Origin of the sequence: Cellulomonas sp. P24, from assembly GCF_024704385.1 — a bacterium.
In the GTDB taxonomy this organism is placed as follows: domain Bacteria; phylum Actinomycetota; class Actinomycetes; order Actinomycetales; family Cellulomonadaceae; genus JAJDFX01.
The window spans coordinates 3,698,681-3,723,970 of the sequence record NZ_JAJDFX010000002.1 but is presented as its reverse complement, the minus strand read 5'-3'; the positions used below and the strand labels follow the sequence as shown (position 1 = coordinate 3,723,970).

The following is a 25,290-nucleotide window of genomic DNA, read 5'->3' as shown; positions in this document are numbered from 1 at the left end:
GATGTGAGCCCCGCATCGCCACCATGGCGACACATTGTCAGCACAACGCGTCCATGCCCCCGCGTCGTCGCCACCGCGCGCGCCGCGCTACGGTGCGGTCGTGACCAGTGCCGCGCCTGCCGTGCCCGGCCCGGGCCCTGAGCACCCTCGGAGGTCGGTGTGACGGACGCCACGTCGCGCCCGCGCGTCGTCCTGGACGTGGGCGGCCACGGCCCGGTCCATCCGCAGGCCCGCGCCGCGCTGCTCGAGGCCATCGACCAGGGCTGGGCCGATCCGCGACGCCTGCACACCGAGGGCCGCCGCGCCCGGATGCTGCTCGATGGCGCCCGCGAGTCCCTCGCGGCGAACCTCGGCGCCCACCCGAGCGAGCTCCGTCTGGCCGGCTCGCACGTGGCTGCGCTGCACGCCGCTGTCCGCGGGGTCACCCGCGGTCGTCGCCGGGTCGGACGGAACGTCGTCGCGAGCGCGGTCGAACGCGCCGCGGTCCTCCACGCCGCGCAGTTCGTCACGACCGATCACGCCGCGAACGGCACGACGGTCCTGGTCCCGGTCGATCGCACCGGGCGGGTCGCACCGGAGCAGTTCGCCGCGCGCGTGCGCGAGGACGGGGTGGCGCTCGCTGCGCTCCAGCACGCCAACGGCGAGGTCGGGACCCTCCAGCCGGTGCCGGAGGTCCACGCCGCGGCACGCGAAGCCGGCGTCCCGCTGCTCGTCGACGCAGGATCGAGCATCGGGCAGGTGGCGACGCCCCATGAGTGGGACCTCCTGGCCGGCGATGCGGGCGACTGGGGAGCCCCCATCGCCCTCGGCGTGCTCGCCGTGCGCGCGAACGTCCGGTGGGCGCCGGACTGGCCCGAGGACGACGACCTGTGGTTCCCCGGCGGGGTCAGCGTCCCGGCAGCGCTCGCCGCAGCAGTCGCGCTCGACCTCGCGCTGTCCGATGCCGCCACCGAGGACGCCCACCGCCGCGCCCTCGTCTCGCAGATCCGCACCGAGGTCCCGCTCCGGGTGCGCGACGTGGAGGTCGTCGGCGACGACGAGGCCCGACTCCCCCATGTCGTCACGTTCTCGTGCCTGTACGTCGACGGTGAGGCACTGGTGAACGAGCTCGACCGGGCCGGCTTCGCGGTGGCCTCAGGATCGGCGTGCACGTCGAGCTCGTTGGAGCCGAGTCACGTCCTCGCAGCGATGGGCGTGCTCACCCACGGAAACGTCCGGATAGCCGTGCCACGACGCACCGATGCCGCCGACGTCGCACGCTTCCTCGACGTGCTCCCGACGGCGGTGGCAACGGTCCGCGCGGCGCTCGGGGTGGACGGGCTGTGACGCCACGCACGAGCGGCGAGCCGCACGACGACCGGCCGGGCGCCGGCACACCGGCAGACACCGGCGCCTCGGCAGACACCCGCAGCCCGGCAGACCCCGCCAGCCCGGCAGGCGCGGTCACCCCCAGAGGTGCGCCGACGATCGTCGACGCGCGCGGCGTGCGCTGCCCGATGCCCGTCATCATGATCGCCCGCGCGGCAGCGGCACTGCCCGGCGGGTCGCTCGTCACCGTGATCGCCACCGACCCTGCGGCGCGCCACGACGTTCCGGCGTGGGCGCGCATGCGCGGTCACACCGTCGTCGACGACGACGCCCCGGCCGCGTCACCGGCCGGCGAGATCCGCCTCACCGTCCGGCTGGCCGGAGACGACTGACGGGCCCGCTGCACGCAGCGGGCCCGTCAGCGGAACGTCACCGTCCGGTCAGGAGAACGAGCCCCCGCAGGCGCACGCGCTGCCCGCGTTCGGGTTGTCGATCGTGAAGCCCTGCTTCTCGATCGTGTCCGCGAAGTCGATCGTCGCCCCGTCGAGGTACGGGACGCTCATCCGGTCGACGATCACCTCGACGCCGTCGTAGTCACGGATCGCGTCGCCGTCGAGCACACGCTCGTCGAAGTACAGCTGGTAGATCAGGCCGGAACACCCGCCCGGCTGGACGGCCACCCGGAGCCGGAGGTCGTCGCGGCCCTCCTGCTCGAGGAGGCTGCGGACCTTGCCCGCGGCCACGTCGCTCAGCACGACGCCGTGGGTGGCGGTCTCGGTGGTTTCGCTCATCGTCGTCTCCGCATTGCTCGCGCGAGGTGCCCTGGGCACGCCTGTCGTCTGTCTGGTCCTTCTGTCCCACCAACATCGCGCACGGCGCGGGTGTTCCCCTCAGGGTACGACGGCACCGGCCGGGCCTGAAGCACCCGAGGTCCCGACCCGGCGGACGACGTCCCTCAGCGCGACCACGTCCGTGCCAGCCGGGCCGCCCGATCGGCGAGCGTGCCGCTCGGATCGGCCAGCGATGCCGCGATCTCGTCGTCCGACGTCGCGACCGCATACGCACCGGCGATCCCGGCCGCGCTCCACTCGCGGCGCCCGAGCGCGACCTGCCCCGCGAGCACGACCGTCGGCACGGCGGCCTCGAGTGCCCGGGCCGCCACCGCCTGGACGACCTTGCCGTGCAAGGACTGCCAGTCGAACGTGCCTTCCCCCGTCACGACGAGGTCGACGCCCGCGATCCGCTCCGCCAGTCCCACCGCGCTCGCGACGACGGCCGACCCGGGAACCAGCCGAGCACCGAGCAGCGCGAGACCGAACCCGAGCCCACCTGCCGCACCGGTCCCCGGCGCCGTCGACAACCGCGGGGTGCGAGGCGCACCGACGAGCAGGTCCGGACGCCCGACGTCCGTCCCGAGCGCCTGCCCGACCAGCTGAGCGAAGTGGCCGAGGGACCGCTCGAGCTCTTGCGCCTGCTCCGGTGTCGCACCCTTCTGGGCAGCGAAGCCACCGCTCGCCCCGTGCAACCCGAGCAGCGGGACGTCCACGTCGTAGGCGCCGACGAGCTCGACGCCGGACAACCGCTCCCGCACATCGACGAGTCCCGCGACGTCGGCCGGTCGAATCCCCCCCGAGGCGGAGACCACCGCCCCCGAGGGCCTCGCCGGGCCCGACGCCCAGCACCCCGAGCATGCCGGCGCCGGCGTCGTTCGTCGCCGATCCCCCGAGACCGACGACGATGCGCCCCGCACCGGCGTCGAGCGCCGCCTCGACCAGCCGACCGACGCCGGCTGTCGTCGTGACGGTCGGGTCCCGGCGATCGAGCGGGACGAGCGGGAGCCCGATGGCCTGCGCCGACTCGATGTAGGCGGTACGGACACCGTCGGCCTCCACGACCAGCACCGCGGCGGGGACCGGCTCGCCGAGCGGGGACGGGACCGTCACCGACAGCAGCGTGCCGCCGAGACCGGTCTGGAGCGTGTCGAGGAACCCCGGACCGCCATCGGACAGCGGGCACAGCTCGACCCGGTCGTCGGGTGCCGTCCGGCGCCACCCGTCGGCGATCGCCGTGGCCGCCTGACCGGCGCTGAGAGTTCCGCCGAAGGAGTCCGGGGCGACCAGGATGCGCATGCCGCGATCCTGGCACAGCCCTGCGGGAGCCGACGCCCCGAGGGAGGCCGGACGCGTTATGGGATGATCGGCGGGTGACGAGCAACCCAGGCACGACGTTCACCGAGCCCGCGCCGTCGGCGGCGCTGCTGCTCCTCGGGCGCGGGGTCGACCTCGCCTCCGAGCGGGGTGTCGAGTGCGTCGGCGACCTGCCGGCGCCGAGCGACCCGGACCTTGTCGAACGTGCCCGCGTGGCACGTGCCGCCCTGGGCGACCGGGCGTTCGTGCTCGGCCACCACTACCAGCGCGACGAGGTCATCGACTTCGCCGACGTGACCGGCGACTCGTTCAAGCTCGCGCGCGAGGCGGCAGCACGCCCCGAGGCCGAGTTCATCCTGTTCTGCGGCGTCCACTTCATGGCCGAGTCTGCCGACATCCTCACCTCGGACACCCAGCAGGTGATCCTCCCCGACCTCGCGGCAGGCTGCTCGATGGCCGACATGGCCGCGATCCACCAGGTCGAGGACGCCTGGGACGTGCTCACCGAGGTCGGTGTGGCCGCGACCACCGTCCCGGTCACGTACATGAACTCCACCGCGGCGATCAAGGCCTTCACCGGCCGGCACGGCGGGACCGTCTGCACGTCGTCGAACGCCCACGTCGCGCTGCGGTGGGCCTTCGACCAGGTCGGCGGGGCGGACGGGAACGGCAAGGTCCTGTTCATGCCGGACCAGCACCTGGGGCGCAACACCGCCGTCCGCGAGCTGGGCCTCTCCGTCGACGACTGCGTCGTGTACGACCCGCGCAAGCCGCAGGGCGGGCTCACGGCGCAGCAGCTGCGCGACGCGCGGATGATCCTGTGGCGCGGGCACTGCTCGGTGCACGGGCGGTTCTCTGCGACGAACGTCTCCGACATCCGTGCGGCCGCGCCGGGGGTGACCGTGCTCGTGCATCCCGAGTGCACGCACGAGGTCGTCACCGCGGCTGACATGGTCGGCTCGACCGAGTACATCATCAAGGCGCTCGAGGCCGCCGAGCCGGGGTCGACCTGGGCGATCGGCACCGAGCTCAACCTCGTGCGCCGGCTGGCGAACGCCCACCCGGACAAGACGGTGCACTACCTCGACTCGACGGTGTGCTTCTGCTCGACCATGAACCGCATCGACCTGCCGCACCTGGTCTGGGCGATGGAGTCGCTCGTCGCCGGCCGGGTCGTCAACCGGGTGGTGGTCGACGAGGACGACGCGCACTGGGCGCGGGTCGCTCTCGACCAGATGCTCGCGCTGCCCGGGTACTGACGGGCGCGCCGGCCTCTGCGGACCCTGCGACTGCGCCGACCGGCAGGCCGCGACAGCGCCGACCAGCGCGCCCGCGACGCCTGCCGGTTCAGCCCTCCGCGAGCTGCACCAGCAGCAGAACCTCCGCGAGCACGACCTTCTCGAGCTCGCCGAGGTGCACCGACTCGTTGGCGCCGTGCGCGCGTGAGTCCGGGTCCTCCACCCCGGTGACGAGCACCGCGGCCTGCGGGAAGAGATCGACGAGATCGGCGATGAAGGGGATCGAGCCGCCGACGCCGATGTCGACCGGCGGGACTCCCCACGCCTCGGCGAACGCCGCGCGCGCGGCGCGCATCGCCACCGAGTCCGCCGGCGCCTGGTACGGCTTGCCCGCCTCGCCGTCGCGAACGGTCACCCGGGCCCCGAACGGTGCGTGGGACTCGAGGTGCCGACGGAGCGCCGCCATCGCCAGGGCGGGGTCCTGCCCCGGCGCGATCCTGAGGGACAGCTTCGCGGTCGCGCGTGGCGCCAGGGTGTTCGAGGCCTCGGCGACGCTCGTCGCGTCGATCCCGATCACGCTCAGGGCCGGCCGGGTCCACAGCCGTGCCGTCAACGGTCCCGAGCCGGACAGGTGGACACCGTCGAGGACGGCTGCATCGGCACGCAGGTCGGCCTCGTCGTAGTCGACGGTGGGGTCCGGGCCGACGACGAGGCCCTCGACCGCGACGTCGCCGGCCTCGTCGTGCAGCGTCGCGATCAGTCGCGCGAGCACGGTCAGGGCGTCCAGCACCGGGCCCCCGAAGAAGCCGGAGTGCACCGCGTGGGAGAGCACGGCGACCTCGACCTCGGCATCGACCAGCCCCCGGAGCGACGTGGTCAGTGCCGGGACGCCCACCCGCCAGTTCGCGGAGTCCGCAACCACGAACACGTCCGCCGCCAGCTTGTCCTGGTACGTGTGGAGGAACGACGTGAACGTCGGCGAGCCGATCTCCTCCTCGCCCTCGACGAACACCGTCACCCCGATCCCGAGCGCGTCGCCCAGCACGCGCAGGGCGCCGACGTGCGCGACGATGCCGGCCTTGTCGTCCGCGGCGCCGCGGCCGTAGAGACGGCCGTCACGCTCGGTCGGCTCGAACGGGGGTGTGTCCCACGCGGCCGGGTCCCCGGTGGGCTGGACGTCGTGGTGCGCGTAGAGCACGACCGTCGGTCGACCGGGCGCCGCAGGCCTGCGCGCGACGACGGCAGGCGCACCCGGTCGGCCGTCGGGTCCCGTCGCCGTGAGGATCTCGACCTCCGGAAGCCCCGCGTCGGTCAGGAGCGCGGCGACCGCCTCCGCCGTCGCCCGGACGTCCGCCTGGTCGAACGCCGGGTTGGAGATGCTGGGGATGCGGACGAGCGCCTCGAGGTCCCGCCTGATCGACCCGAACTCCTCCGAGACCCGCTGACGCCAGTGCGCGGTGTTCCGGGGACCGGGCGCAGGCGACCCGTCGGGAGACGTCGGCACGGGCGTGGACTGGGGCGCGTCGGTCATGGGCGATCACGCTACTCCGTCGGCTCGACTACCCTCGGGGTGTGTTCTCTCGCCGCAAGACCGATGCCAGCCCTACCGTCACCCCGTCGGACGTCACGTCGACGACGACCTCGGGGAAGGGGCACCCCACGCCGCGCCGTAAGGAGGCCGAGGCCGCCAACAAGCGCCCGCTCGTCCCGGCCGGCCGCACGGGGAACAGCAAGGCCGTGCGCGCCGCGGAGCGCGCCGCCGCGAAGACGCGCCGCGACCTGGAGTACCAGGCCATGGTCACGGGTGACGAGGCCCACCTGCCTGCACGGGACCGCGGACCGGTGCGCCGGTTCGTCCGCGACTACGTCGACGCCAGGCGCACCATGCTCGAGTACATGCTGCCGGGTGTGCTCGGCTTCCTCATCCTGCAGATCGTCGCCCAGCAGGTGTCCTCGTACGCCTACCTGGGCATCCTGATCGCCTTCTACCTCTTCGTGATCGCCACCGTCGTCGACGAGGTCCTGCTCTGGCGCCGGCTCCGCAAGCTCCTGATCGCGAAGTTCGGTCCCTCGACGTCGATGCAGGGGCTCGTGCTCTACACGGTGAGCCGCACGTCGCAGATCCGGCGCACGCGCATGCCGCGACCGCAGGTCAAGCGCGGCGAGCACCCGTCCTGACAGGCGGTCCCGCGCGGCACCGACGCGCAGGCCGACGGGCCACCCGGGCCGTCCCGGGGCCGACGTAGGGTGACATCCATGGTCACCTATCGCTACCTCGGCAACTCGGGGCTCAAGATCTCCGAGATCACCTACGGCAACTGGCTCACCCACGGCTCGCAGGTCGAGAACGACACCGCGAAGGCGTGCGTCCGTGCCGCTCTCGACGCCGGCATCACGAGCTTCGACACCGCGGACGTCTACGCGAACACCGCGGCGGAGACGGTGCTCGGCGAGGCGCTCCGCGGTCAGCGCCGCGAGTCGTTGGAGATCTTCACCAAGGTCTACTGGCCCACCGGCCCGAAGGGCCCGAACGACAGCGGGCTGTCCCGCAAGCACATCCTCGAGTCCATCAACGGCTCGCTCCAGCGGCTCCAGACCGACTACGTCGACCTCTACCAGGCGCACCGGTACGACACCGAGACCCCGCTCGAAGAGACGATGCAGGCCTTCGCGGACGTCGTGCGCCAGGGCAAGGCCCTCTACATCGGCGTCAGCGAGTGGACGGCCGACCAGATCCGAGCCGGTCACGCCCTCGCCCAGCAGCTCGGCATCCAGCTCATCTCGAGCCAGCCGCAGTACTCGATGCTCTGGCGCGTGATCGAGCCCGAGGTCGTCCCGACGTCCCGCGAGCTCGGCATCTCGCAGATCGTGTGGTCACCGGTCGCCCAGGGCATCCTGACCGGGAAGTACCTTCCGGGAGCCCCGCTGCCGGCAGGTTCGCGCGCGACGGACACCCGCGGCGGTGCGGACATGATCGGGCGGTTCTTCCAGGTCCCGGGGCTCCTCGAGCGGGTCCAGCTGCTCAAGCCGATCGCTGACGAGCTCGGGCTCACGCTCGCGCAGCTCGCCGTCGCCTGGGTGCTGCAGAACTCCAACGTCGCTGCCGCGATCATCGGCGCCTCGCGGCCCGAGCAGGTGCAGGAGAACGTCCGTGCGTCCGGCGTCACGATCCCGGCCGAGCTGCTGGCCCGGATCGACGAGGCCCTCGGTGGCACCGTGGTGCGTGACGCCTCGATGACCGCGGCGTCCTCACCGTCGTCCCGCCCGTCCTGACCGCCCGCGGGTGTCGAGCTCGACGGACCTGAACCCGTCGCGCTCGACACCCGGGACGATCGGGGCTGTCGCCCGTCGGACCCGAGCCGCTACTCGCGCTCGGATCCGACGGGTGCTGCTCTGCGCGTACCGACCGGAGCGAGCGTGAACAGCGGGAGCAGCCGGTGGACGAGGGGGCCGATCGCCACCGTATAGGCGACGGTCGCGACCCCCGCCGTCCCGCCGAGCGCCCACCCGAGGCTCACGACGGTGACCTCGATCCCGGTCCGCACGAGCCGCAACGACCACCCGGTACGGGCGACGAGGCCGGTCATCAGGCCGTCGCGCGGTCCGGGTCCGAGCCGGGCTCCGACGTACAGGGCCGTCGCGAGACCGTTGAGCGCGATCCCCGCCACGACGAGCAGCGTGGCCGACTCCGGGCTGAGCCTCTCGGGCAGGCGTGCGAGCAGCGCGAGGAACGGGTCCACGAGAAGCCCGATCACCATCATGTTGGCGATCGTGCCGACTCCTGGGCGTTGCCGCAGCGGCACCCACGCCAGGAGCACCACCGCGCTCACCGAGAGCGTCACCGTGCCGAACGACCAGCCGAGGTGCCGTGAGAGACCCTGCGAGAGCACGTCCCACGGCATCGTGCCGAGGCCGGCGCGCACGAGCAGCGCGATCGAGAGGGTGTACAGGACGAGCCCGGCAGCAAGCTGGGCGCCGCGACGCAGCGGGTGGACGCGGCTGATCCGCGGAGAGCCGAACACGGCGTCGGTCGGCACGATGGCCGTGATGGATGGGATGGCATCGGTCATGACTGGCATCCTCCGCCAGCAGTGGCCTTGCATTCCATATCCACCTCCGCAAGAGTGGATACATGTCGCGCCCACCTGACCGCCACATGTCACCTCGCGCGCTCGAACGACTCCTCGGCGGCTGGCACCGGACGGGCCCCGCGTACACCGCTCTCGCGGACGCCGTCCGGGCAGCGCTGCTCGCCGGTTCCCTCCCGCTCAGCACACGCCTGCCGAGCGAGCGCGAGCTCGCCGTCGTGCTCGGCCTGTCCAGGACGACCACGAGCGCGGCGTACCAGCTCCTGCGCGACGAGGGCTTCCTGGTGAGCCGACGCGGTTCCGGCACGATCACCACGCTCCCCCGTCGGACCTCTCCGCGCCGGGCGGCGCGACGACCGGCCTCCCGCGGGCCTACCCGGGCTTCTCGCGTACGCCCTCGGACGAGATCGCGGACCTCTCGCTCGCTGCTCCACCCGCGCCGCCCTCGCTCCACGCCGGCTACCTGGCCGCCCTCGACGCGCTGCCCAGGTTCCTCGCCGGACGTGGCTACGAGCCGATGGGCGTGGACGTCCTCCGTGAGGCCGTCGCGCGGCGCTACCGGGAGCGCGGCGTCCCGACGACCCGCGACCAGATCCTCGTGACCGGCGGCGCGCAGTCCGCACTGCACCTGCTGCTCGACGCGCTCGTCGGCCCCGGCGACCGCGTCGTCGTCGAGCACCCCACCTACCCGCACGCCATCACGGCGATCCGCGCCGTCGGGGCGCGGCCCGTTCCGGTGCCGGTGGGCCCGGACGGGACCGACCTCGACCTGCTCGAGTCCACGATCCGTCAGGTCTCACCGCGCCTCGTCTACCTCATCCCCGACTACCAGAACCCGACCGGGACGAGCCTGTCCGACGCCGGTCGTGCGCGCATCCGGGAGATGGCCGTGCGCCATCGGACCGTGATCATCGGTGACGAGGCGCTGAGCGACCTCACGCTCGACGGCGCGGCGCCGACACCGTTCGCCGGCGGTGGCACCGAGTCCGGGGTCGTCGTCTCGGTCGGGTCGGCGTCCAAGGCCTTCTGGGGCGGTCTCCGGGTCGGCTGGATGCGTGCCCACCCCGACCTGATCACTCGACTCTCGCTCACCCGCGCGCACGTCGACCTCGGGACCGCCGTGCTCGAGCAGCTCGTCACGGCACACCTGCTCGACCGGCACGACGAGATCCTTCCGGAGCGTCGGTCGATGCTCCGCGAGAGACGCGACCAGGTTCTCGCGCTGCTGGCCGATCAGCTTCCCGAGTGGACGGTCCCGCGCCCCGCAGGCGGGCTGTTCCTCTGGGCTGATCTCGGCGTCCCGGTGTCCTCGGCGCTCACCGCGCTGGCACTGCGGCACGGTGCCCGCCTCATCCCCGGACCGGCCTTCGGGGTCGACGGGAGCTTCGAGCGGTTCCTCCGGGTGCCGTTCACGGAGACGCCCGAGGTGCTCACCCGGGGCATCCGTGCGGTGTCGGCGTCGTGGTCCGTGCTCGATCCCACCGCGACCCCGGCCACCGCCTACCCGACCCGGGCGTTCGTCTAGCTCGAGCGGTGGTTCCCGTCCAGCGGCGGGACGACGAGGGCCGGCGCCGCCTGCGCGCCACCGTTCAGCAGCCTCGCCACGCGCACACCCTGCGCCGAGAGGTCGCGCCACACCTCGCCGATCCACTCCTCGGCGTCGTACTGGTTCGCGAACGCCGGGCTGACCGGGCGGTCCAGCGCGACCCCGTCGGCACCGTCGAACGCCCACTCCCACTGCGGGCGGATCACAGCGCGACCTCCGCCCGGCCCCGGCTCTCGCGCTGCAAGGCGTCCGTCGCGAGACCGCGGTTCAGCCGCGAGGCCCAGAACGGCCCGCGGTAGGCGAAGCCCGTGTACCCCTGGACGAGGGTCGCTCCGACGGCCAGGTACTCCCGGGCGTCCGGCAGCGTCGTGATGCCGCCGACGCCGATGATGACCGGCCCCGGCCCCAGCCGCGTCCGCAGCCGCGCGACGACGTCGAGGCCGCGTGCGAGCAGCGGAGGTCCCGACAGCCCGCCCGGCCCGAGGTCGTGCGCGATCGTCGTGTTGACGGCGACGACGCCGTCGAGGCCGAGCTCGAGCGCCAGATCGGCGACCGCGTCGACGTCGTCGTCGGAGAGGTCCGGTGCGATCTTGACGAGCAGCGGCACGCGGTCCGCACCCGCGGTGGCGCGGTCGGCGGCCTCACGCACCGCGACGAGGATCGGGCGCAACGCGTCGACCGACTGCAGGTCCCGCAGCCCGGGGGTGTTCGGCGACGAGACGTTGACCACGAGGTAGTCCGCGTAGGGGGCCAGGAGCGCCGCGCTCGTCGCGTAGTCGCCGGCGGCCTCCGCGGCAGGTGTCACCTTGGTCTTGCCGATGTTGACCCCGACGACCATCGCGCGGCCGCGCGGTGTGGCTCGCAGACGGCGGAGGTGGTCCGCCACCGCGACGGCCCCCTCGTTGTTGAACCCCATCCGGTTGCGGATCGCGTGCTGGTCCAGCACGCGCCACAGGCGTGGCTTCTCGTTCCCCGGCTGCCCGTGCGCGGTGACGGTGCCGATCTCGACGAACCCGAAGCCGAGCATCGTCAGGCCCTCGACCGCCTCGGCGTTCTTGTCGAACCCTGCGGCGACGCCGAACGGGGCGGGGAACCACCGCCCGAGGGCCTCCACGCCACCGCGAGGGTCGCTCCGGAAGACCCGGGACAGCAGCCGGTGGAGCACGGGCGTGCGACCGGCCACCCGGATCGCACGGAACGCGAGCTCGTGGGCCTTCTCGGGGTCGAGGCGTCTCAGGACGAGGGAGAAGAGGAGCCTGTACACGCGCACCAACCTAGCGGGCGCACGCGCCCCGCAGGGTCAGAGCGCGGTGGCCGACGTGCGATCGGGACGGGTCCGGCGGAGCCAGAGCAGACCGAGAACCGGGAGCACCAGCGGGACGTAGCCGTAGCCCTGCCCGAACACCGACCAGACCGTCGCCTGGGGGAAGTCCTGGGGTGAGAGCAACGACAACGTCCCGACGGACACGACTCCGAGAAGCTCGACGCTGCATGCCACCCAGGCGATGCGGCGGGCGACGGCACCCCCGCGGGCGAGGGCGAACGTGGCCGCCACGTACACCACGGCGGAGAGCGCCGAGAGCAGGTAGGCGAGCGGGGCCTCGGAGAGCTTCGTCGCGATCTGGTAGCCCGCACGGGCCGTCGCAGCGAGCGCGAACACTCCGTAGACCGCGACGAGCACGCGCCCCGGCCCCGATGACGTCGACGGCACGTCGTGCGGTGCCACGTCGGATCCGCTCGGGTCCGTGGCCACGGTCACCGCCGGCGGGACCGCCTCGTCGCGCGGCTCGGTCTGCTCGGTCATGAGATCCCCCAGGTCTGCAGCATCCGCCATTGCATGAAGGCCACCGTCACCGCGGCGACGAGCAGCACCACCGAGCTCCAGCGCGTCCGCTCCGCGAACGCCCAGGCCCCTGCGAGCGGAAGGATGAGGAGCCCCGCAGCCGCGTAGCCCCAGAACGTGCCGTGCTCTGCCGGCCCCGGTCCCCGCGCCGACATGACGACGGCCACCACGAGCTGCACGAGCAGAGCCCCCTCGACGACCGCCGCGCCCCAGAGCTGGTTGAGCACGACAGGTCGGTCACGCACCGCCCAGAGCGCGGCCCAGGAGGCGAGGACGGCCGCCAGTACCACGACGGCGAGAGCGAGAGGCAGGATCACGGGCCCGAGGCTACCTCGCTCACCGGACTAGGATCTGACCGTGCCTCGACTGACGCTGACCTCCGCCGACCTTTCCCGCCTCACGACCGACGCCGTCGTCGTCGCCACCGCGACCACGCCGGACGGACCGGTGCTCGTCGCCGGTGACGCGCTGCCGGCAGCGCTGCGCACGGCCCTGACCGACGTGCTGACGTCCGGTGCCGGGGCTCTCGGCATCACCGGAGCGGTCGACGAGGTCCGCAAGGTCCCGTCGGGAGGGTCCGTGGCGGCACCCGTCGTCGTCCTCACCGGACTCGGGGACGTGGCCGAGGTGTGGGGGCCGGAGCCGCTGCGCCGCGCGGCCGGTGCGGCGACCCGCGAGCTCGCCGGCACCGGCGCGGTGGCGCTCGCCCTGCCGAGCGGCGACCTCGCCCAGCTCGCGGCCGTGGTCGAGGGTGCCCTGCTCGGTGCCTACGCGTACACCCGCTACCGGGCCACCGACGCCGCCGCCAAGGCGGTGCCGGTCGCCCAGCTCGAGGTCGTCACGCCGCTCGCGAAGGACAAGGCCGCCAAGGCCGCGCTCACGCGTGCGGAGATCCTCACCGACGCCGTCAACGCCACGCGCGACCTGATCAACACCGCACCCAACGACCTCTACCCGGCGGCGTTCGCCGACCTCGCGAAGGAAGCCGCCAAGGGGACGGGCATCAAGGTGACCGTCCTCGACGAGAAGGCACTGGCCGCAGGCGGCTACGGCGGGCTCATCGGCGTCGGGCAGGGTTCGGTCCGTGGTCCGCGACTCGTCAAGGTCGCCTACTCGCCGTCGCGGCCGGCGGCCAAGGTCGCGCTGGTCGGCAAGGGCATCACGTTCGACTCCGGCGGCATCTCGATCAAGCCGGCCGCGGGGATGGACGCGATGAAGTCGGACATGTCCGGCGCCGCCGCCGTGCTCCACACCGTCGTCGCCGCTGCGCGCCTCGGACTCCCGGTCGCCGTGACCGGCTGGCTGTGCCTGGCGGAGAACATGCCCTCCGGATCCGCGCAGCGTCCCAGCGACGTCATCACGATCCGTGGCGGCACGACCGTCGAGGTCCTGAACACCGATGCCGAGGGTCGTCTGGTCCTGGCTGACGGGCTCGTCGCCGCCACCGAGGAGAAGCCGGACGTCGTCCTCGACATCGCGACGCTCACCGGTGCGCAGGTCGTCGCGCTCGGCCACCGGGTCTCGGCCGTCATGGGCACCGAGGCGGTCCGGGCCGAGGTCGTCACCGCCGCAGGCGCCGCCGGCGAGCAGTTCTGGCCGATGCCGCTGCCCGAGGAGCTGCGCGCGGGGCTGTCCTCGAAGGTCGCCGACATCGCGAACATCGGCGAGCGGTGGGGCGGCATGCTCTCCGCCGGGGTGTTCCTGCAGGAGTTCGTCGGGACCACGCCGTGGGCGCACCTGGACATCGCCGGTCCGGCCTTCAACGAGAAGACCGCCCATGGCTACACCCCGGTCGGCGGCACCGGCGTCGGCGTCCGGACGATGCTGGCCCTGATCGAGTCGCGCGCCTCGGCGAAGTAGCCGCGGCGCGCGGCGTCCGGGTCAGGTCCCGCGGCGTGCGAGCCCCGGGTCAGGTCCGCGGTGACGCGCGTCTCAGGGCAGGTCGCGGGAGCGCGGGACGTCCCGGGCGCGCGAGCCCCGGGACACGTCGCGGGCGTGCGAGCGCTGACGGGAGTTCCAGTCGCGCATACGCTGGGGGTAGCCGGTGCGATGGACGTCGTAGATCGGGACACCCAGCGACTCGGCGACCTGGCGCGCCGTCCCGGGGTCGGGCACTCGTCGCCTCGTCCACTCCCCCGTGCCGGCGACGAGCATCATCGTCATCGGCGTGTCGTTCGTCCGGGGTTCGACGTAGGCCTCGACCCCTCGCCGGGTGCTGACGAACTCACGGAAGTGGGCCAGGGTCGCCTGCTGCGCCTCGCGCGAGGACGGCGCCGCCTCCGTCGAGCCAGATCGGCGTCGCGTCAGACGTGAGAACAGACCCATGGCGGCAGGGTAGCTGCCAGACCTGTCCGCGGCCCGGGAGACCGGTGAGGTCCGGCCGTCCAGGACCCGCCCGCGGGAACCGCTCCCACGGGCTCTCGGCGACGAAATACGTGGGATGACTGTTCGCAGCATCACACCTGATCGTGGGCCCGCTGGTTCGTCCGGGTGACGCGAGGGTGACAAGATGGTCGGCGAGCACACCCGACACCACACCTCTCGCCTGAGGAGTTGCACGTGGCCGACACGAACGGCACCGCTTTCGACATCGTCGTCCTGGGCGGAGGGAGTGGTGGCTATGCGGCCGCTCTCCGCGGCGCCCAGCTCGGCCTCTCCGTCGCCCTGATCGAGTCCGGCAAGATCGGCGGGACCTGCCTGCACAACGGCTGCATCCCGACGAAGGCCCTCCTGCACGCTGCGGAGATCGCCGACAACGCCCGCGAGAGCGAGCAGTTCGGCGTCCGCGCGACGCTCGAGGGCATCGACATGCCGGCCGTCAACCAGTACAAGGACGCGGTCATCGCCCGTCTGTACAAGGGCCTCCAGGGTCTGGTGAAGTCCCGCAAGATCACCGTCGTCGAGGGGCACGGCCGACTGGTCGCCCCTGACACGATCGAGGTCGACGGACAGCGGTACACGGGGCGCCACATCGTGCTCGGTACCGGCTCGTACGCGCGCTCTCTCCCCGGTCTCGAGATCGGTGGTCGGGTCATCACGTCCGACCAGGCTCTCCAGCTCGACTGGATCCCGTCATCCGTGATCGTCCTCGGCGGTGGCGTGATCGGCTCCGAGTTCGCGAGCGTCTGGAAGTCCTTCGGCGTCGACGTCACGATCATCGAGGCCCTGCCGCACCTCGTCCCGAACGAGGACGAGGCCCTGAGCAAGGCCTTCGAGCGCGCGTACCGCAAGCGCGGGATCGCATTCAACCTCGGGGTCCGCTTCGCGGGAGTGACGCAGGACGACAACGGTGTCCACGTGTCCCTCGAGGACGGCAAGACCTTCGACGCCGACCTCCTCCTGGTCGCCGTCGGGCGCGGGCCGAACACGGCCGGGCTCGGCTACGAGGAGCAGGGCCTGACGCTCGATCGCGGCTTCGTCATCACCAACGAGCGTCTGCACACGGGCGTCGGCAACATCTACGCGGTCGGCGACATCGTGCCCGGCCTCCAGCTCGCGCACCGCGGCTTCGCCCAGGGCATCTTCGTGGCCGAGGAGATCGCCGGCCTCGCGCCCCAGGCGATCGTCGAGTCGGGCATCCCCCGGGTCACCTACTCGGACCCCGAGGTCGCCTCCGTCGGCCTCACCGAGGCCAAGGCCAAGGCCACCTACGGCGACGACGCCGTCGAGACGCTCGAGTACAACCTGGGCGGCAACGGCAAGAGCCAGATCCTCGCGACCGCCGGCTTCGTCAAGCTGGTCCGCGAGAAGAACGGACCGGTCGTCGGCGTGCACATGATCGGCGCACGCGTGGGCGAGCTCATCGGCGAGGGCCAGCTCATCGTCAACTGGGAGGCGTACCCCGACGACGTCGCGTCGCTCGTGCACGCTCACCCGACGCAGAACGAGGCACTCGGCGAGGCGCACCTCGCCCTCGCCGGCAAGCCCCTGCACGCCCACAACTGACCCCTGGGACCACAACCCCCTGATTCGTGAGGAGGCACGCGGTCATGTCCGACTCCGTGCAGATGCCGGCCCTTGGCGAGAGCGTGACCGAGGGCACCGTCACCCGTTGGCTCAAGGCCGTCGGCGACACCGTCGCCGTCGACGAGCCCTTGCTCGAGGTCTCGACCGACAAGGTCGACACCGAGATCCCGTCGCCGTTCGCCGGCGTGCTCGAGCAGATCCTCGTCCAGGAGGACGAGACCGTCGGCGTCGGGACGGCGCTGGCCCTGATCGGCTCGGGTGACGGCGCAGCGGCGCCCGTCGCCGAGGCCCCGGCACCCGTCGTCGAGGCCCCCGCGCCCGTGGCAGCGGCACCGGTCGCCGATGTCCCTGCTCCCGTCGCGGCTGCGGCGGCACCGGCTGCCCCGGCACCCGCTTCCGGGGACGGCGCGCAGGTCGCGATGCCCGCACTGGGCGAGAGCGTGACCGAGGGCACCGTCACCCGGTGGCTCAAGGCCGTGGGCGACGAGGTCGCGATGGACGAGCCCCTGCTCGAGGTCTCGACCGACAAGGTCGACACCGAGATCCCGTCGCCGTTCGCCGGGACCCTCCAGCAGATCCTCGTCCAGGAGGACGAGACGGTGAGCGTCGGCACGCCGCTCGCGGTGATCGGTTCCGGAGCCGCGACGGCAGCACCGGCTGCCGCACCCGTCGCCGCACCGACTCCGGCACCTGCACCTGCACCTGCACCGGTGGCTGCACCCGCACCGGTCGCCGCACCCGCACCTGTCGCCGCACCCGCACCTGTCGCCGCACCCGCACCTGTCGCGGCACCCGCACCGGTGGCTGCACCCGCACCGGCCCCGGCCGGCGCCGTCAACGCGGTCGCCTACCTCACACCGCTCGTCCGCAAGCTCGCTGCGGAGAAGGGTGTGGATGTCTCCACGCTCACCGGGACGGGCGTCGGCGGACGTATCCGCAAGGAGGACGTGCTCGACGCCGCGGCGAAGGCCGAGGCCGCGAAGGCAGCGGCGGTGTCCGCACCTGCGGCGGCGCCCGCACCGACGCGCACCGCGCCGCCCGTGTCTCCGCTCCGCGGGACGACCGAGAAGATGTCGCGTCTGCGGAAGATCGTCGCCGAGCGGATGGTCGAGTCGCTGCAGAACGCCGCCCAGCTCACCACGGTCGTGGAGGTCGACGTCACGAAGGTGGCGAAGCTCCGTGCCCGGGCGAAGGCCGAGTTCCAGGCACGCGAGGGCGTGAACCTCACGTTCCTCCCGTTCTTCGCCCTCGCCGCGGTCGAGGCGCTCAAGACCTACCCGAAGATCAACGCGAGCATCGACGGCGACCAGATCGTCTACCACGGCTCCGAGAACCTCGGCATCGCGGTCGACACCGAGCGCGGTCTCGTCGTCCCGGTGATCAAGGACGCCGGTGACCTGAACCTCGCCGGCCTCGCACGCAAGATCGCCGACCTCGCCGGCCGGACCCGCAACAACAAGGTCGGGCCGGACGACCTCACGGGCGGCACGTTCACGATCACGAACACCGGCTCCGGCGGTGCCCTCTTGGACACGCCGATCGTGGCGCTCCCGCAGGTGGCGATCCTGGGCACCGGCACGATCGTCAAGCGTCCGGTCGTCGTGAAGGGCACAGACGGCGAGGAGGTCATCGCGATCCGCTCGATGATCTACCTCTCGCTCTCCTACGACCACCGACTGGTCGACGGCGCGGACGCCGCGCGGTACCTGACGGCGATCAAGAACCGGATCGAAGAAGGGGCGTTCGAGTCCGAGCTCGGGCTCTGACGCGACCCGCTGGTCACTCCGGTGCCCGGTCGGTGAGAGATCACCGACCGGGCATCGCCGTGTCTGCGCCCACCGTCACGTCGGCCGCGCCGAGGGTGGGACACCGGGTCCGTGACGTAGGTTGACGCCATGGACGTCGTCGTCGCGGGTTCGCACGGGCTGATCGGGTCGGCAGTCGTCGAGCACCTGAGCGCCTCGGGCCATCAGGTCCTCCGGCTCGTCCGCCGACCGGCGACGCACGCGGACGAGATCGAGTGGGACCCGGCGGCCGGCCGCCTCGCTGCGAACGCACTCTCGGGCGCCGACGCCGTGATCAACCTCGCCGGAGCAGGAGTCGGGGACCACCGCCTCACCCCGGCGTACAAGCGCACCGTGCTGCTGTCCAGGACGAGCACGACCTCCCTCCTGGCGCGCACCATGGCCGGTGCGGACACTCCCCCGGCCGTGCTCCTGCAGGGCTCGGCGATCGGGGCGTACGGAGACACCGGCATGCACGAGGTCGACGAGACCGGCGGGTGGGGCCAGACGTTCCTCGCCTCCGTCGTGCGCGAGTGGGAGGCCTCGACCGGTGCCGCGCGCGACGCAGGGGTCAGGGTCGCCCACCTCCGGAGCGGGATCGTGCTCTCCCCGCACGGCGGCGCTCTGGCCCGGATGCTCCCGCTGCTGCGCGCCGGTCTTGGCGGCCGCCTCGGCAGCGGGCGTCAGTACTGGAGCTGGATCACCCTCGAGGACGAGGTCCGGGCGATCGCGCACCTGCTGACGTCGTCCGTGCAGGGTGCGGTGAACCTGACTGCCCCGCACCCCGTCGACAACGCCACGGTGGCACGGGCCCTGGCGAGCGCGCTGCATCGTCCGGCCGTCGTGGCCGTGCCGGCCTTCGCCCTGAAGATCGTGCTCGGGGAGTTCTCACGCGAGGTGCTCGGGTCGATTCGCGCCGTCCCGCGAGCCCTGACCGACGACGGGTTCACGTTCCGCCACCCGACGATCGAGGACGCAGCCGACTGGCTCGTCCGTCGCTGAGTCGACCGGCTCCGACAGCGCTCAGGTCGCCGCCGCGACGTCGCTGACCCGCCATCCCTCGTCGGTCCGGTGCAGGGTCAGTCGGACGGTCTGCGGCGCGGTGGCCGGCACGGCCGCGATCACCGCACCGTCCGGTCCCCGTCGGGTGTGGGCGGACAGCGCATAGGTCACGTCGACCAGGGCCACCGCTGCGTCGTCGTCCACCAACGTCGACTCGACCGTGCAGGTCAGGCCGTCGATGCTGCCGACCGTCCCGCCGAGACCGGTCACGATCGCACGATCTGCCTCGTACGCGGGAGAACCGGGCACGTCGATCTCGGCGAGGCGACCGGGGTCACCGCTGATCAGCAGCCGCGCCCGGACGGTGGTGAGGTACCGGGCGGCCTCCGCCGGGTCGGTCGGGACGGGGTCGTCCCCCGGCTCGGGCTGCGCCACGGGCGCGGCGGTGGTCGACGGCACCTCCTGGTCGCGCGGCGGCGCCTGCCCGGCACCCGCGGTCGGGTGCGACGACGCCTCGGCAGCTGTCGGCACCGGCCGGTCGGGCACTCCGGTGCTGTGCAGGAGGATGCCGCCACCTCCCAGCACCAGGGCGCCTACCCCGAGCACCATCGCCAGCACCGCACGGACGAACGGCGTCGCCGTTCTCGGCCCGCGCGCCCGGTGCACCCCGCGGCTCGGCCGCTCGACCGAGGAGCTCCGACGAGGCACGGCACCCCGCCGGGCCGCACCGGCGGCGCGCGCCGCACCCCCGGCTCTCCGCAGCGCTCGGGGCGCACCTCGCGGAGGGGCCGGCCGGCGCCGCGTCGGGAGGACGGCACGGCAGGTCCGCGCGCCGCCGAGGAGCTCCGCGCGTGCCAGAGCCGCCGGGTCAGGGAGCAGGACGGGTTCGGGTCGGGCCGCGGCGCAGCACCGGGCCTCGAGCTCGACCGAGGTCAGCCGGCTGGCGGGTCCGATGCCGCACGCCGCCCCTAGCACCTCCGCTACCGGGTCGCCCTCTGCGCACACGCGCTCCCCGAGGGCCCACCGCCCGAGGCGGCCCAGGGCGTGGACGTCGTCGGCCGGGACGGGTACGGATCCGCCGAGAACCGCTGCCGACGCGAAGCCCGGGGTACCGAGGTCACCGTCCGCGCCGACGGCGCCCCACAGGTCGATCAGCACCGGCGCGCCGGACATGTCGATCACGACGTTCGACGGTGCGACGTCCCCGTGGACCAGTCCCGCACCGTGCAGGGTCGTCAGTGCCCGGGCGACACCGGCGACCACCGTGACGACCTCGCCCGGCGTGAGCAGCCCGCGCGCGCCGACGAGCGCGGCGAGCGTCGGGCCCGAGACCTCCTCGACGAGGACCAGGAGGCCGTCCGCTCCGTCGTCCACCACGTCGAGGACCCTCGCGACGTGCGGGTCCGCCAGGCCACGGAGCAGCGCGAGCCGCTCGGTGCACGTCCCGGTCCGGACGACGCGTGCCTCCAGGTGACGCACCGCGGCGCGACCGCCGGTCTCGTCGGTCCGCCGTACCGCCCAGGTGGTGCCGTGCGCCCCGGTGCCGAGTCGACCTGCCGGGCTCCAGCCCGCACCGGCGAGACGTGCGGCATGGTCGGCTGGCATGACGTCGTCGGGCACGGTCACCATTCGTACCGGGTTGTCGGGTCGCACGGCGGTTGTCCACAGGACCGGTGCTCGTCCGGTGTGCCGTCACGGTGGCGCCGCGCCGCCGATCATCGCCCGACGTCACCCGTCGCGGACCGCACCGCTCGTGCGGCGTGCGGCTCAGGCCCCGGCGATCTCCACGACGACGTTCCCGGCGGCGGAGACACGTGCGGCGTCGAGCACCGCGGCCGTGCGCACCGCGTCCCGCGGGTCCACCGGCACCGGACCGGCGTCGAGCACCCAGCTCTCGACCGCCCGGTAGAAGTCCTCGTGCCCGCCGACCGCACGCGCCACCGGGGTCGTCGCCGTCCCCCGCACCAGCCAGCCCTCCTGAGGAGCGGCGAGGGCACCCGACGGCTCGCCGCCCACGAGGAACGGCGCGGCCTCACCCTCGAACTCCGTGACGACGAACGCACCGCCGGTCCCGAGCACCCGGGTGCGGGGCCCCGGTGCCCCGGCGATCCCCGAGGCCTGCAGGTGGCTCGTCACGCCGCCGCGGTGCCGGAGCGCGAGGAAGACGTCGTCCTCGGTCGCGGTCGTCACGGCGCGCAGCTCGGCGTAGACCGACTCGACCGGGCCGAAGAGCTGGACCGCGGAGTCCACGAGGTGCGCGCCGAGGTCGAGCAGCAGGCCTCCACCGACCGGGTCGTTCTCCTTCCAGCGGTCCTTGGGCACGGGGCGCCACCGCTCCCAGCGACGTTCGAACCGGTGGACCCGACCGAGCTCGCCCGAGGCGAGAACGGCGCGCAGCGTGAGCTGCTCGGGGTCCCAGCGACGGTTCTGGAACACCGTGAGCGCGGTGCCGAACCTCTCGGCCACCTCGACGACGGCCCTCGCCGACGCGGTGTCGGTCGCGAGCGGCTTGTCGACGACCACGGGCCGACCTGCAGCGACGAGCTCGACCACGTGCTCCGCGTGCAGCCTCGTCGGGCTCGCGACGACGACCACGTCGACGTCTCCACCCGCCCTCATCGCCGTGACGAGGCTGGTGACGTCGGGGTGCACGACCGCCCCGGGCCAGTCGGCGTGAACTGCGGCGACCCGTTGCGGGTCGCGGACGACGACCTGCGTCACGACGTCTCCGCAGGCTCTCAGCAGACGCGCATGGATCCCGCGCCCGGCGTCGCCGTACCCCACCATCGCCACGCGCAGTCGAGACATGCGTCCACTCTAGGTCGGTGCGACGACCCGTCCGGGCGGTGTCACTCGGCGGCCCGCGCGAGCGACCCCGGCCACCAGGCCCGGCGCCCGATGTCGTGGACGAGCGCAGGGACGAGCAGGCTGCGGACCACGAACGTGTCGAGCAGGACCCCGAACGCGACGATGAAGGCGAGCTCCGCGAGGAACAGCAGCGGGATCACGCCGAGGGCGGCGAACGTCGCCGCGAGCACGACGCCGGCGGACGTGATCACGGCGCCCGTGACGGCGAGCCCACGCAGGACGCCGACTCGGGTGCCCACGTCTGCAGCCTCCTCGCGCACGCGCGTCATCAGGAAGATCGAGTAGTCGACACCGAGCGCGACGAGGAAGCAGAACGCGTAGAGCGGTACCGCGGGATCCGCTCCGGGGAACCCGAAGACGTGGGTGAAGAGGATCGCCGCGACTCCGAGCGTCGCCGCGAACGAGAGGACGTTGGCGGCCATGAGCAGCACCGCGGCGACGACGGACCGCAGCAGCAGCATGAGGATGAGGAGGATCACGAGGAGGACCGCGGGCACGATCACCCGGAGGTCACGCTCCCCGCTGAGCTGCGAGTCGAGGGACTGCGCGGCGACCCCGCCGACCAGCGCGTCCGGCGACACGGCATGCACGGCCGTCCGCAGCTCGCGGACGGTCGCGACCGCCGCCTGCGTGTCCGAGGCGGCCGTCGTGACCACGTCGATGCGGATGTTCCCGTCGACGACCGTCGGCGCCGCGTCCGACGGAGCTGTTCCGGGCGGCCCTGCCGTCGCCGCGCTGACGACGGCGGCCGAGGCCACTCCCGGCGTCGCGTCCACGGCTGCGAGCACGGCGGCCCGGTCGGTCGCCGGGGCGACCACGAAGGACGGCTGGACGAGCCCGGCCTCGAAGTGCTGGGCCAGCACCTTCTCGCCGGCGACGGCATCGACCGAGGTGAGGAAGACGTCGGTCTGACTGGTGCCGCTCGCACGGAACGTGGGCAGGAACGCCGCACCGAGGGCGAGGGCGAGCGCCGTGACGACCCAGACCGGTCGCGCGCGGCGGCCGACGACGGCGGCGACCCGGGGCCATACCCCGGCGGCCGCGGCGCCGTCGGTCTCCGGTCGGGTGATCGCGGGCCCCGATCGCGGGATGCGCGGCCAGAAGTAGAACCGCGCGCGCCGTCCCCCGACCAGGAGCAGCGCGGGAAGGAAGGTCATCGCAGCCAGGTAGGCGGAGGCGATCCCGATCGCGGCCACCGGCCCGAGGCTGCGGTTCGACGCGAGGTCGGAGAACAGCAGGCACAGGAGCCCGACGGCGACGGTGGCCGCGCTGGCCGAGATCGGCGCGATCGAGAACCGCACGGCACGGCGCATGGCGTCGTACGGGCTGTCGACCCGATGAAGCTCCTCGCGGTAGCGCGCGACCACGAGCAGCGAGTAGTCGACGGCGGCGCCGACGACGAGGATCGACAGGATCCCCTGGGCCTGGCCGTTCAGCACCAGGACGCCGTGCAGCGCGAGCTGGTAGACCACGAGGCCGGCGAGGCTGAGACCGAACACGGCGGTGAGGATCACGACGAACGGCAGCAGCGGCGAGCGGTAGACGAGCACCAGGATGAGGAGCACCGCGAGGAGGGCGACGAGCAGGAGGATGCCGTCGATCCCCCCGAAGGCGTTGACGAGGTCGGCGACGAAGCCCGCGGGGCCCGTGACCCAGCTCTGCAGGCCGTCTGAGGCCAAGGTGGACGCAGCGGCGGCGCGGACCGCGGACACGAGCGCGACGGTCGAGCTCGTGCCGTCCGCGAGCAGGGTCGCCGCGGACGTCGAGGCCACCGGGATGATCACGAGGAGCGCCTGCCCGTCCGTCGACGGCGTGACGATCGGGTCCCCGGCCAGCAGGTCGCCGATCGTGGTGGGGTCCCCCGGACCGGCTCCGGGGAGGGACAGGCGTGGGAGGCCCGCGGCGACGGTGCGGACCGCGGCCGTCTGCTCGGCGGTCACCGGGCCGCCCTGCGCCGTCGTGACCACGAGGAGCGCCGGCAGGGTCTTGGTGTCGACGAAGGCCCGGCCGAGCGCGTCCGCCCGGGTCGACTCGGCGCTCGACGGCAGGAACGCCTCGGCGTCGTTCGTCTGGACGGTGCTCAGCTTGCCCTGCGCCATGCCGCCGACCGAGCCCACGCCGAGCCACGCGACGAGCGCGACGACGACGAGCACGGCTCTCAGCACGGCACCTCGGGAATTACTCAGCATGCTGAGTATCATGAGGCACGATCATGGGTTCGGCAACAGCAGCACATGAGCCGATACGCACGTGGGACCGAGACGGAGGAGACGACCTCAGTGGCCGACGACATCGCCACCTGGCCGACCGGCCGTCTGCTCGCGGCAGCCGCCAGGCGCGTCGAGCGCGAGTGGAACGCCCACCTCAGCGCCTGGGACCTCAACCACGCGAGCCTCCCGGTGATCGTCATCCTGGCGTACGCAGACCACTCCCAGCGCGAGCTCGCCGCAGCGACCGGCGTCACCGAGCAGACCATGAGCCGCATCCTGGAGCGGATGGAGCGCACCGGGTACGTGACGCGCATCGCCCATCCCGGTGACCGACGCCGCCACGTGATCTCGCTCACCGCGGCCGGGCGCTCGGTGCTCGCGGACGCAGCCGACCCGGCCCCCGCCGAGGAGATGGCGACGCGCGGCCTGACGCCGGAACAGGTCGACGAGCTCCGCGAGCTGCTCACCCTGATGGTCACGGCCCACGACCACGTCCCCGACGCACCGCCGGGCACGCCCAGCACCGCGGGTTAGCCTGGCGCCATGCAGTTCGTCGAGCTCGACCTCGGAACCCGGCACGCCGACTACCGGGAGACCTGGGAGAGGCAGCGCGCCGTCCACCACGAGGTCCAGACCGGGACCCGACCCGACACCGTCCTGCTGTGCGAGCACGCGAGCGTCTACACCGCAGGGCGGCGTACGGCCTCGTGGGACCGTCCGGTCGACGGCACCGAGGTGGTCGAGGTCGACCGCGGCGGCAAGATCACCTGGCACGGCCCCGGCCAGCTCGTCGCGTACCCGATCGTCCGGCTGGCCGAGCCGGTCGACGTCGTGCGCTACGTGCGCGCGCTCGAGCAGGCCCTCATCGACACCTGCGCCGACCTAGGGCTCGACGCCATCCGGGTCGAGGGCCGCAGCGGGGTCTGGTTCCCCGCCGACGCCCCCGACGTGCCCTCACCGCGGCGCGCCCGGAAGGTCGCCGCGATCGGCGTCCGGGTGGCCAAGGGCGTGACCATGCACGGGATCGCCCTCAACTGCGACGCCGACCTCGAGGCGTTCACCAGGATCGTGCCGTGCGGCATCCCGGACGCGGACGTCACCTCGCTCTCGCTCGAGGCCGGCCACCCGATCCGCATCGCCGACGTCGTCGGGATCGTGCAGAGGCACCTCGAGGCGGCACTCACCCCGCTCATCGCGCCTCCGATCGTCGACCCTGTCGTCTCGGCGCTCCCCGCGTCCTGAGCCGGGACGACGTCGGAGGCTGCACCGACGCTGTGACGCAGCACTCGT

The 25,290-nt window shown here is 73.0% G+C and carries 25 protein-coding genes and 1 pseudogene; 13 read left to right on the top strand and 13 right to left on the bottom strand.

Features of this window, described 5'->3' with window-relative positions; genetic code table 11:
• The first annotated feature begins 159 nt into the window (after positions 1 to 159).
• Both LJB74_RS17380 and LJB74_RS20680 read left to right on the top strand, forming a co-directional pair.
• A complete protein-coding gene (locus LJB74_RS17380) occupies positions 160 to 1,326 on the top strand; it encodes a cysteine desulfurase family protein (protein ID WP_259309711.1) in 1,167 nt (388 codons plus the stop codon).
• Complete coding sequence (locus LJB74_RS20680) at positions 1,323 to 1,700, top strand: sulfurtransferase TusA family protein (protein WP_310650865.1); 378 nt, start codon at positions 1,323 to 1,325, stop codon at positions 1,698 to 1,700. The genes LJB74_RS17380 and LJB74_RS20680 overlap by 4 nt, the downstream gene beginning before the upstream one ends.
• A gap of 48 nt (positions 1,701 to 1,748) precedes the next feature.
• Here the strand turns inward: LJB74_RS20680 and erpA are convergent, their stop codons facing one another.
• The 3 genes and pseudogenes from erpA to LJB74_RS17360 form a co-directional block, all read right to left on the bottom strand.
• Positions 1,749 to 2,099: an iron-sulfur cluster insertion protein ErpA gene (gene erpA / locus LJB74_RS17370; RefSeq protein ID WP_259309710.1), complete on the bottom strand. Its 351-nt coding sequence runs from the start codon at positions 2,097 to 2,099 to the stop codon at positions 1,749 to 1,751.
• A 164-nt stretch (positions 2,100 to 2,263) separates the two neighbouring features.
• Positions 2,264 to 2,953, bottom strand: a complete 690-nt coding sequence (locus LJB74_RS17365) for a glycerate kinase (RefSeq protein WP_259309709.1) — start codon at positions 2,951 to 2,953, stop codon at positions 2,264 to 2,266.
• Between the two features lie 82 nt (positions 2,954 to 3,035).
• Positions 3,036 to 3,437: pseudogene (locus tag LJB74_RS17360) on the bottom strand (glycerate kinase); the annotation flags it as partial.
• Between the two features lie 74 nt (positions 3,438 to 3,511).
• On the opposite strand from LJB74_RS17360, the gene nadA reads away from it, so the two are divergent.
• The gene (gene nadA / locus LJB74_RS17355; protein ID WP_259309708.1) at positions 3,512 to 4,714 is read left to right on the top strand and encodes a quinolinate synthase NadA; all 1,203 of its coding nucleotides are present in this window, start codon (positions 3,512 to 3,514) and stop codon (positions 4,712 to 4,714) included.
• Between the two features lie 88 nt (positions 4,715 to 4,802).
• Here the strand turns inward: nadA and LJB74_RS17350 are convergent, their stop codons facing one another.
• Positions 4,803 to 6,224, bottom strand: coding sequence for a dipeptidase (locus tag LJB74_RS17350; RefSeq protein ID WP_259309707.1), 1,422 nt, complete (start codon positions 6,222 to 6,224; stop codon positions 4,803 to 4,805).
• Between the two features lie 41 nt (positions 6,225 to 6,265).
• On the opposite strand from LJB74_RS17350, the gene LJB74_RS17345 reads away from it, so the two are divergent.
• Both LJB74_RS17345 and LJB74_RS17340 read left to right on the top strand, forming a co-directional pair.
• Positions 6,266 to 6,871: a DUF3043 domain-containing protein gene (locus LJB74_RS17345; protein ID WP_259309706.1), complete on the top strand. Its 606-nt coding sequence runs from the start codon at positions 6,266 to 6,268 to the stop codon at positions 6,869 to 6,871.
• 78 nt (positions 6,872 to 6,949) lie between these two features.
• A complete protein-coding gene (locus LJB74_RS17340; protein WP_259309705.1) occupies positions 6,950 to 7,966 on the top strand; it encodes an aldo/keto reductase family protein in 1,017 nt (338 codons plus the stop codon).
• Positions 7,967 to 8,055: 89 nt separating this feature from the next.
• Here the strand turns inward: LJB74_RS17340 and LJB74_RS17335 are convergent, their stop codons facing one another.
• Positions 8,056 to 8,763, bottom strand: coding sequence for a YitT family protein (locus LJB74_RS17335; protein ID WP_259309704.1), 708 nt, complete (start codon positions 8,761 to 8,763; stop codon positions 8,056 to 8,058).
• A gap of 62 nt (positions 8,764 to 8,825) precedes the next feature.
• Between LJB74_RS17335 and LJB74_RS17330 the strand changes: the two genes are divergently transcribed.
• Positions 8,826 to 9,383, top strand: coding sequence for a GntR family transcriptional regulator (locus tag LJB74_RS17330; protein WP_310650864.1), 558 nt, complete (start codon positions 8,826 to 8,828; stop codon positions 9,381 to 9,383).
• Complete coding sequence (locus LJB74_RS17325) at positions 9,299 to 10,306, top strand: PLP-dependent aminotransferase family protein (protein WP_259309703.1); 1,008 nt, start codon at positions 9,299 to 9,301, stop codon at positions 10,304 to 10,306. The genes LJB74_RS17330 and LJB74_RS17325 overlap by 85 nt, the downstream gene beginning before the upstream one ends.
• Here the strand turns inward: LJB74_RS17325 and LJB74_RS17320 are convergent.
• From LJB74_RS17320 to LJB74_RS17305, 4 genes are read right to left on the bottom strand one after another with little or no spacing between them, the layout of a single operon-like run.
• On the bottom strand, positions 10,303 to 10,533 hold the full coding sequence (locus tag LJB74_RS17320; RefSeq protein WP_259309702.1) for a hypothetical protein: 231 nt from the start codon (positions 10,531 to 10,533) through the stop codon (positions 10,303 to 10,305). The genes LJB74_RS17325 and LJB74_RS17320 overlap by 4 nt on opposite strands.
• Positions 10,530 to 11,591: a quinone-dependent dihydroorotate dehydrogenase gene (locus LJB74_RS17315; RefSeq protein ID WP_259309701.1), complete on the bottom strand. Its 1,062-nt coding sequence runs from the start codon at positions 11,589 to 11,591 to the stop codon at positions 10,530 to 10,532. The genes LJB74_RS17320 and LJB74_RS17315 overlap by 4 nt, the downstream gene beginning before the upstream one ends.
• 36 nt (positions 11,592 to 11,627) lie before the next feature.
• Positions 11,628 to 12,131 (bottom strand): hypothetical protein, encoded by a 504-nt coding sequence (locus LJB74_RS17310; protein WP_259309700.1) that lies wholly within the window; start codon positions 12,129 to 12,131, stop codon positions 11,628 to 11,630.
• Positions 12,128 to 12,487, bottom strand: coding sequence for a hypothetical protein (locus LJB74_RS17305; protein WP_259309699.1), 360 nt, complete (start codon positions 12,485 to 12,487; stop codon positions 12,128 to 12,130). The genes LJB74_RS17310 and LJB74_RS17305 overlap by 4 nt, the downstream gene beginning before the upstream one ends.
• A gap of 40 nt (positions 12,488 to 12,527) precedes the next feature.
• On the opposite strand from LJB74_RS17305, the gene LJB74_RS17300 reads away from it, so the two are divergent.
• Entirely contained in the window at positions 12,528 to 14,030 is a 1,503-nt protein-coding gene (locus LJB74_RS17300; RefSeq protein ID WP_259309698.1) for a leucyl aminopeptidase, read from the top strand.
• A 72-nt stretch (positions 14,031 to 14,102) separates the two neighbouring features.
• Here the strand turns inward: LJB74_RS17300 and LJB74_RS17295 are convergent, their stop codons facing one another.
• Entirely contained in the window at positions 14,103 to 14,495 is a 393-nt protein-coding gene (locus LJB74_RS17295; protein WP_259309697.1) for an oxidoreductase, read from the bottom strand.
• Between the two features lie 234 nt (positions 14,496 to 14,729).
• Here LJB74_RS17295 and lpdA point away from each other — a divergent pair, with 234 nt between their 5' ends.
• From lpdA to LJB74_RS17280, 3 genes are all read left to right on the top strand, one after another.
• Entirely contained in the window at positions 14,730 to 16,115 is a 1,386-nt protein-coding gene (gene lpdA / locus LJB74_RS17290; RefSeq protein WP_259309696.1) for a dihydrolipoyl dehydrogenase, read from the top strand.
• Between the two features lie 44 nt (positions 16,116 to 16,159).
• A complete protein-coding gene (sucB, locus tag LJB74_RS17285) occupies positions 16,160 to 17,902 on the top strand; it encodes a 2-oxoglutarate dehydrogenase, E2 component, dihydrolipoamide succinyltransferase (protein ID WP_259309695.1) in 1,743 nt (580 codons plus the stop codon).
• A 129-nt stretch (positions 17,903 to 18,031) separates the two neighbouring features.
• Positions 18,032 to 18,922, top strand: a complete 891-nt coding sequence (locus LJB74_RS17280) for a TIGR01777 family oxidoreductase (RefSeq protein ID WP_259309694.1) — start codon at positions 18,032 to 18,034, stop codon at positions 18,920 to 18,922.
• A gap of 21 nt (positions 18,923 to 18,943) precedes the next feature.
• Here LJB74_RS17280 and LJB74_RS17275 read toward each other — a convergent pair whose 3' ends face one another.
• The 3 genes from LJB74_RS17275 to LJB74_RS17265 form a co-directional block, all read right to left on the bottom strand.
• Positions 18,944 to 20,527: a protein kinase domain-containing protein gene (locus LJB74_RS17275; RefSeq protein WP_259309693.1), complete on the bottom strand. Its 1,584-nt coding sequence runs from the start codon at positions 20,525 to 20,527 to the stop codon at positions 18,944 to 18,946.
• A gap of 162 nt (positions 20,528 to 20,689) precedes the next feature.
• The gene (locus tag LJB74_RS17270; RefSeq protein ID WP_259309692.1) at positions 20,690 to 21,730 is read right to left on the bottom strand and encodes a Gfo/Idh/MocA family protein; all 1,041 of its coding nucleotides are present in this window, start codon (positions 21,728 to 21,730) and stop codon (positions 20,690 to 20,692) included.
• Positions 21,731 to 21,771: 41 nt separating this feature from the next.
• Positions 21,772 to 23,991 carry an MMPL family transporter gene (locus LJB74_RS17265; RefSeq protein ID WP_259309691.1) on the bottom strand — a complete coding sequence of 740 codons (2,220 nt, stop codon included), beginning with the start codon at positions 23,989 to 23,991 and terminating at the stop codon, positions 21,772 to 21,774.
• Between the two features lie 78 nt (positions 23,992 to 24,069).
• On the opposite strand from LJB74_RS17265, the gene LJB74_RS17260 reads away from it, so the two are divergent.
• Both LJB74_RS17260 and lipB read left to right on the top strand, forming a co-directional pair.
• Positions 24,070 to 24,534 (top strand): MarR family winged helix-turn-helix transcriptional regulator, encoded by a 465-nt coding sequence (locus tag LJB74_RS17260; RefSeq protein ID WP_259309690.1) that lies wholly within the window; start codon positions 24,070 to 24,072, stop codon positions 24,532 to 24,534.
• 9 nt (positions 24,535 to 24,543) lie between these two features.
• A complete protein-coding gene (lipB, locus tag LJB74_RS17255; RefSeq protein ID WP_259309689.1) occupies positions 24,544 to 25,242 on the top strand; it encodes a lipoyl(octanoyl) transferase LipB in 699 nt (232 codons plus the stop codon).
• The last annotated feature ends 48 nt before the right edge of the window (positions 25,243 to 25,290 follow it).

Bases quoted from the DNA above. Each gene is read 5' to 3' on its own strand.
- erpA (WP_259309710.1), bottom strand. From the start codon at position 2,099: ATGAGCGAAACCACCGAGACCGCCACCCACGGCGTCGTGCTGAGCGAC.
- lipB (WP_259309689.1), top strand. From the start codon at position 24,544: ATGCAGTTCGTCGAGCTCGACCTCGGAACCCGGCACGCCGACTACCGG.
- LJB74_RS17340 (WP_259309705.1), top strand. From the start codon at position 6,950: ATGGTCACCTATCGCTACCTCGGCAACTCGGGGCTCAAGATCTCCGAG.
- LJB74_RS17325 (WP_259309703.1), top strand. From the start codon at position 9,299: ATGGGCGTGGACGTCCTCCGTGAGGCCGTCGCGCGGCGCTACCGGGAG.
- LJB74_RS17310 (WP_259309700.1), bottom strand. From the start codon at position 12,131: ATGACCGAGCAGACCGAGCCGCGCGACGAGGCGGTCCCGCCGGCGGTG.
- LJB74_RS17275 (WP_259309693.1), bottom strand. From the start codon at position 20,527: ATGCCAGCCGACCATGCCGCACGTCTCGCCGGTGCGGGCTGGAGCCCG.
- LJB74_RS17350 (WP_259309707.1), bottom strand. From the start codon at position 6,224: ATGACCGACGCGCCCCAGTCCACGCCCGTGCCGACGTCTCCCGACGGG.
- sucB (WP_259309695.1), top strand. From the start codon at position 16,160: ATGTCCGACTCCGTGCAGATGCCGGCCCTTGGCGAGAGCGTGACCGAG.
- LJB74_RS17295 (WP_259309697.1), bottom strand. From the start codon at position 14,495: ATGGGTCTGTTCTCACGTCTGACGCGACGCCGATCTGGCTCGACGGAG.
- LJB74_RS17335 (WP_259309704.1), bottom strand. From the start codon at position 8,763: ATGACCGATGCCATCCCATCCATCACGGCCATCGTGCCGACCGACGCC.
- LJB74_RS17280 (WP_259309694.1), top strand. From the start codon at position 18,032: ATGGACGTCGTCGTCGCGGGTTCGCACGGGCTGATCGGGTCGGCAGTC.
- LJB74_RS17270 (WP_259309692.1), bottom strand. From the start codon at position 21,730: ATGTCTCGACTGCGCGTGGCGATGGTGGGGTACGGCGACGCCGGGCGC.
- LJB74_RS17330 (WP_310650864.1), top strand. From the start codon at position 8,826: ATGTCGCGCCCACCTGACCGCCACATGTCACCTCGCGCGCTCGAACGA.
- LJB74_RS17265 (WP_259309691.1), bottom strand. From the start codon at position 23,991: ATGATACTCAGCATGCTGAGTAATTCCCGAGGTGCCGTGCTGAGAGCC.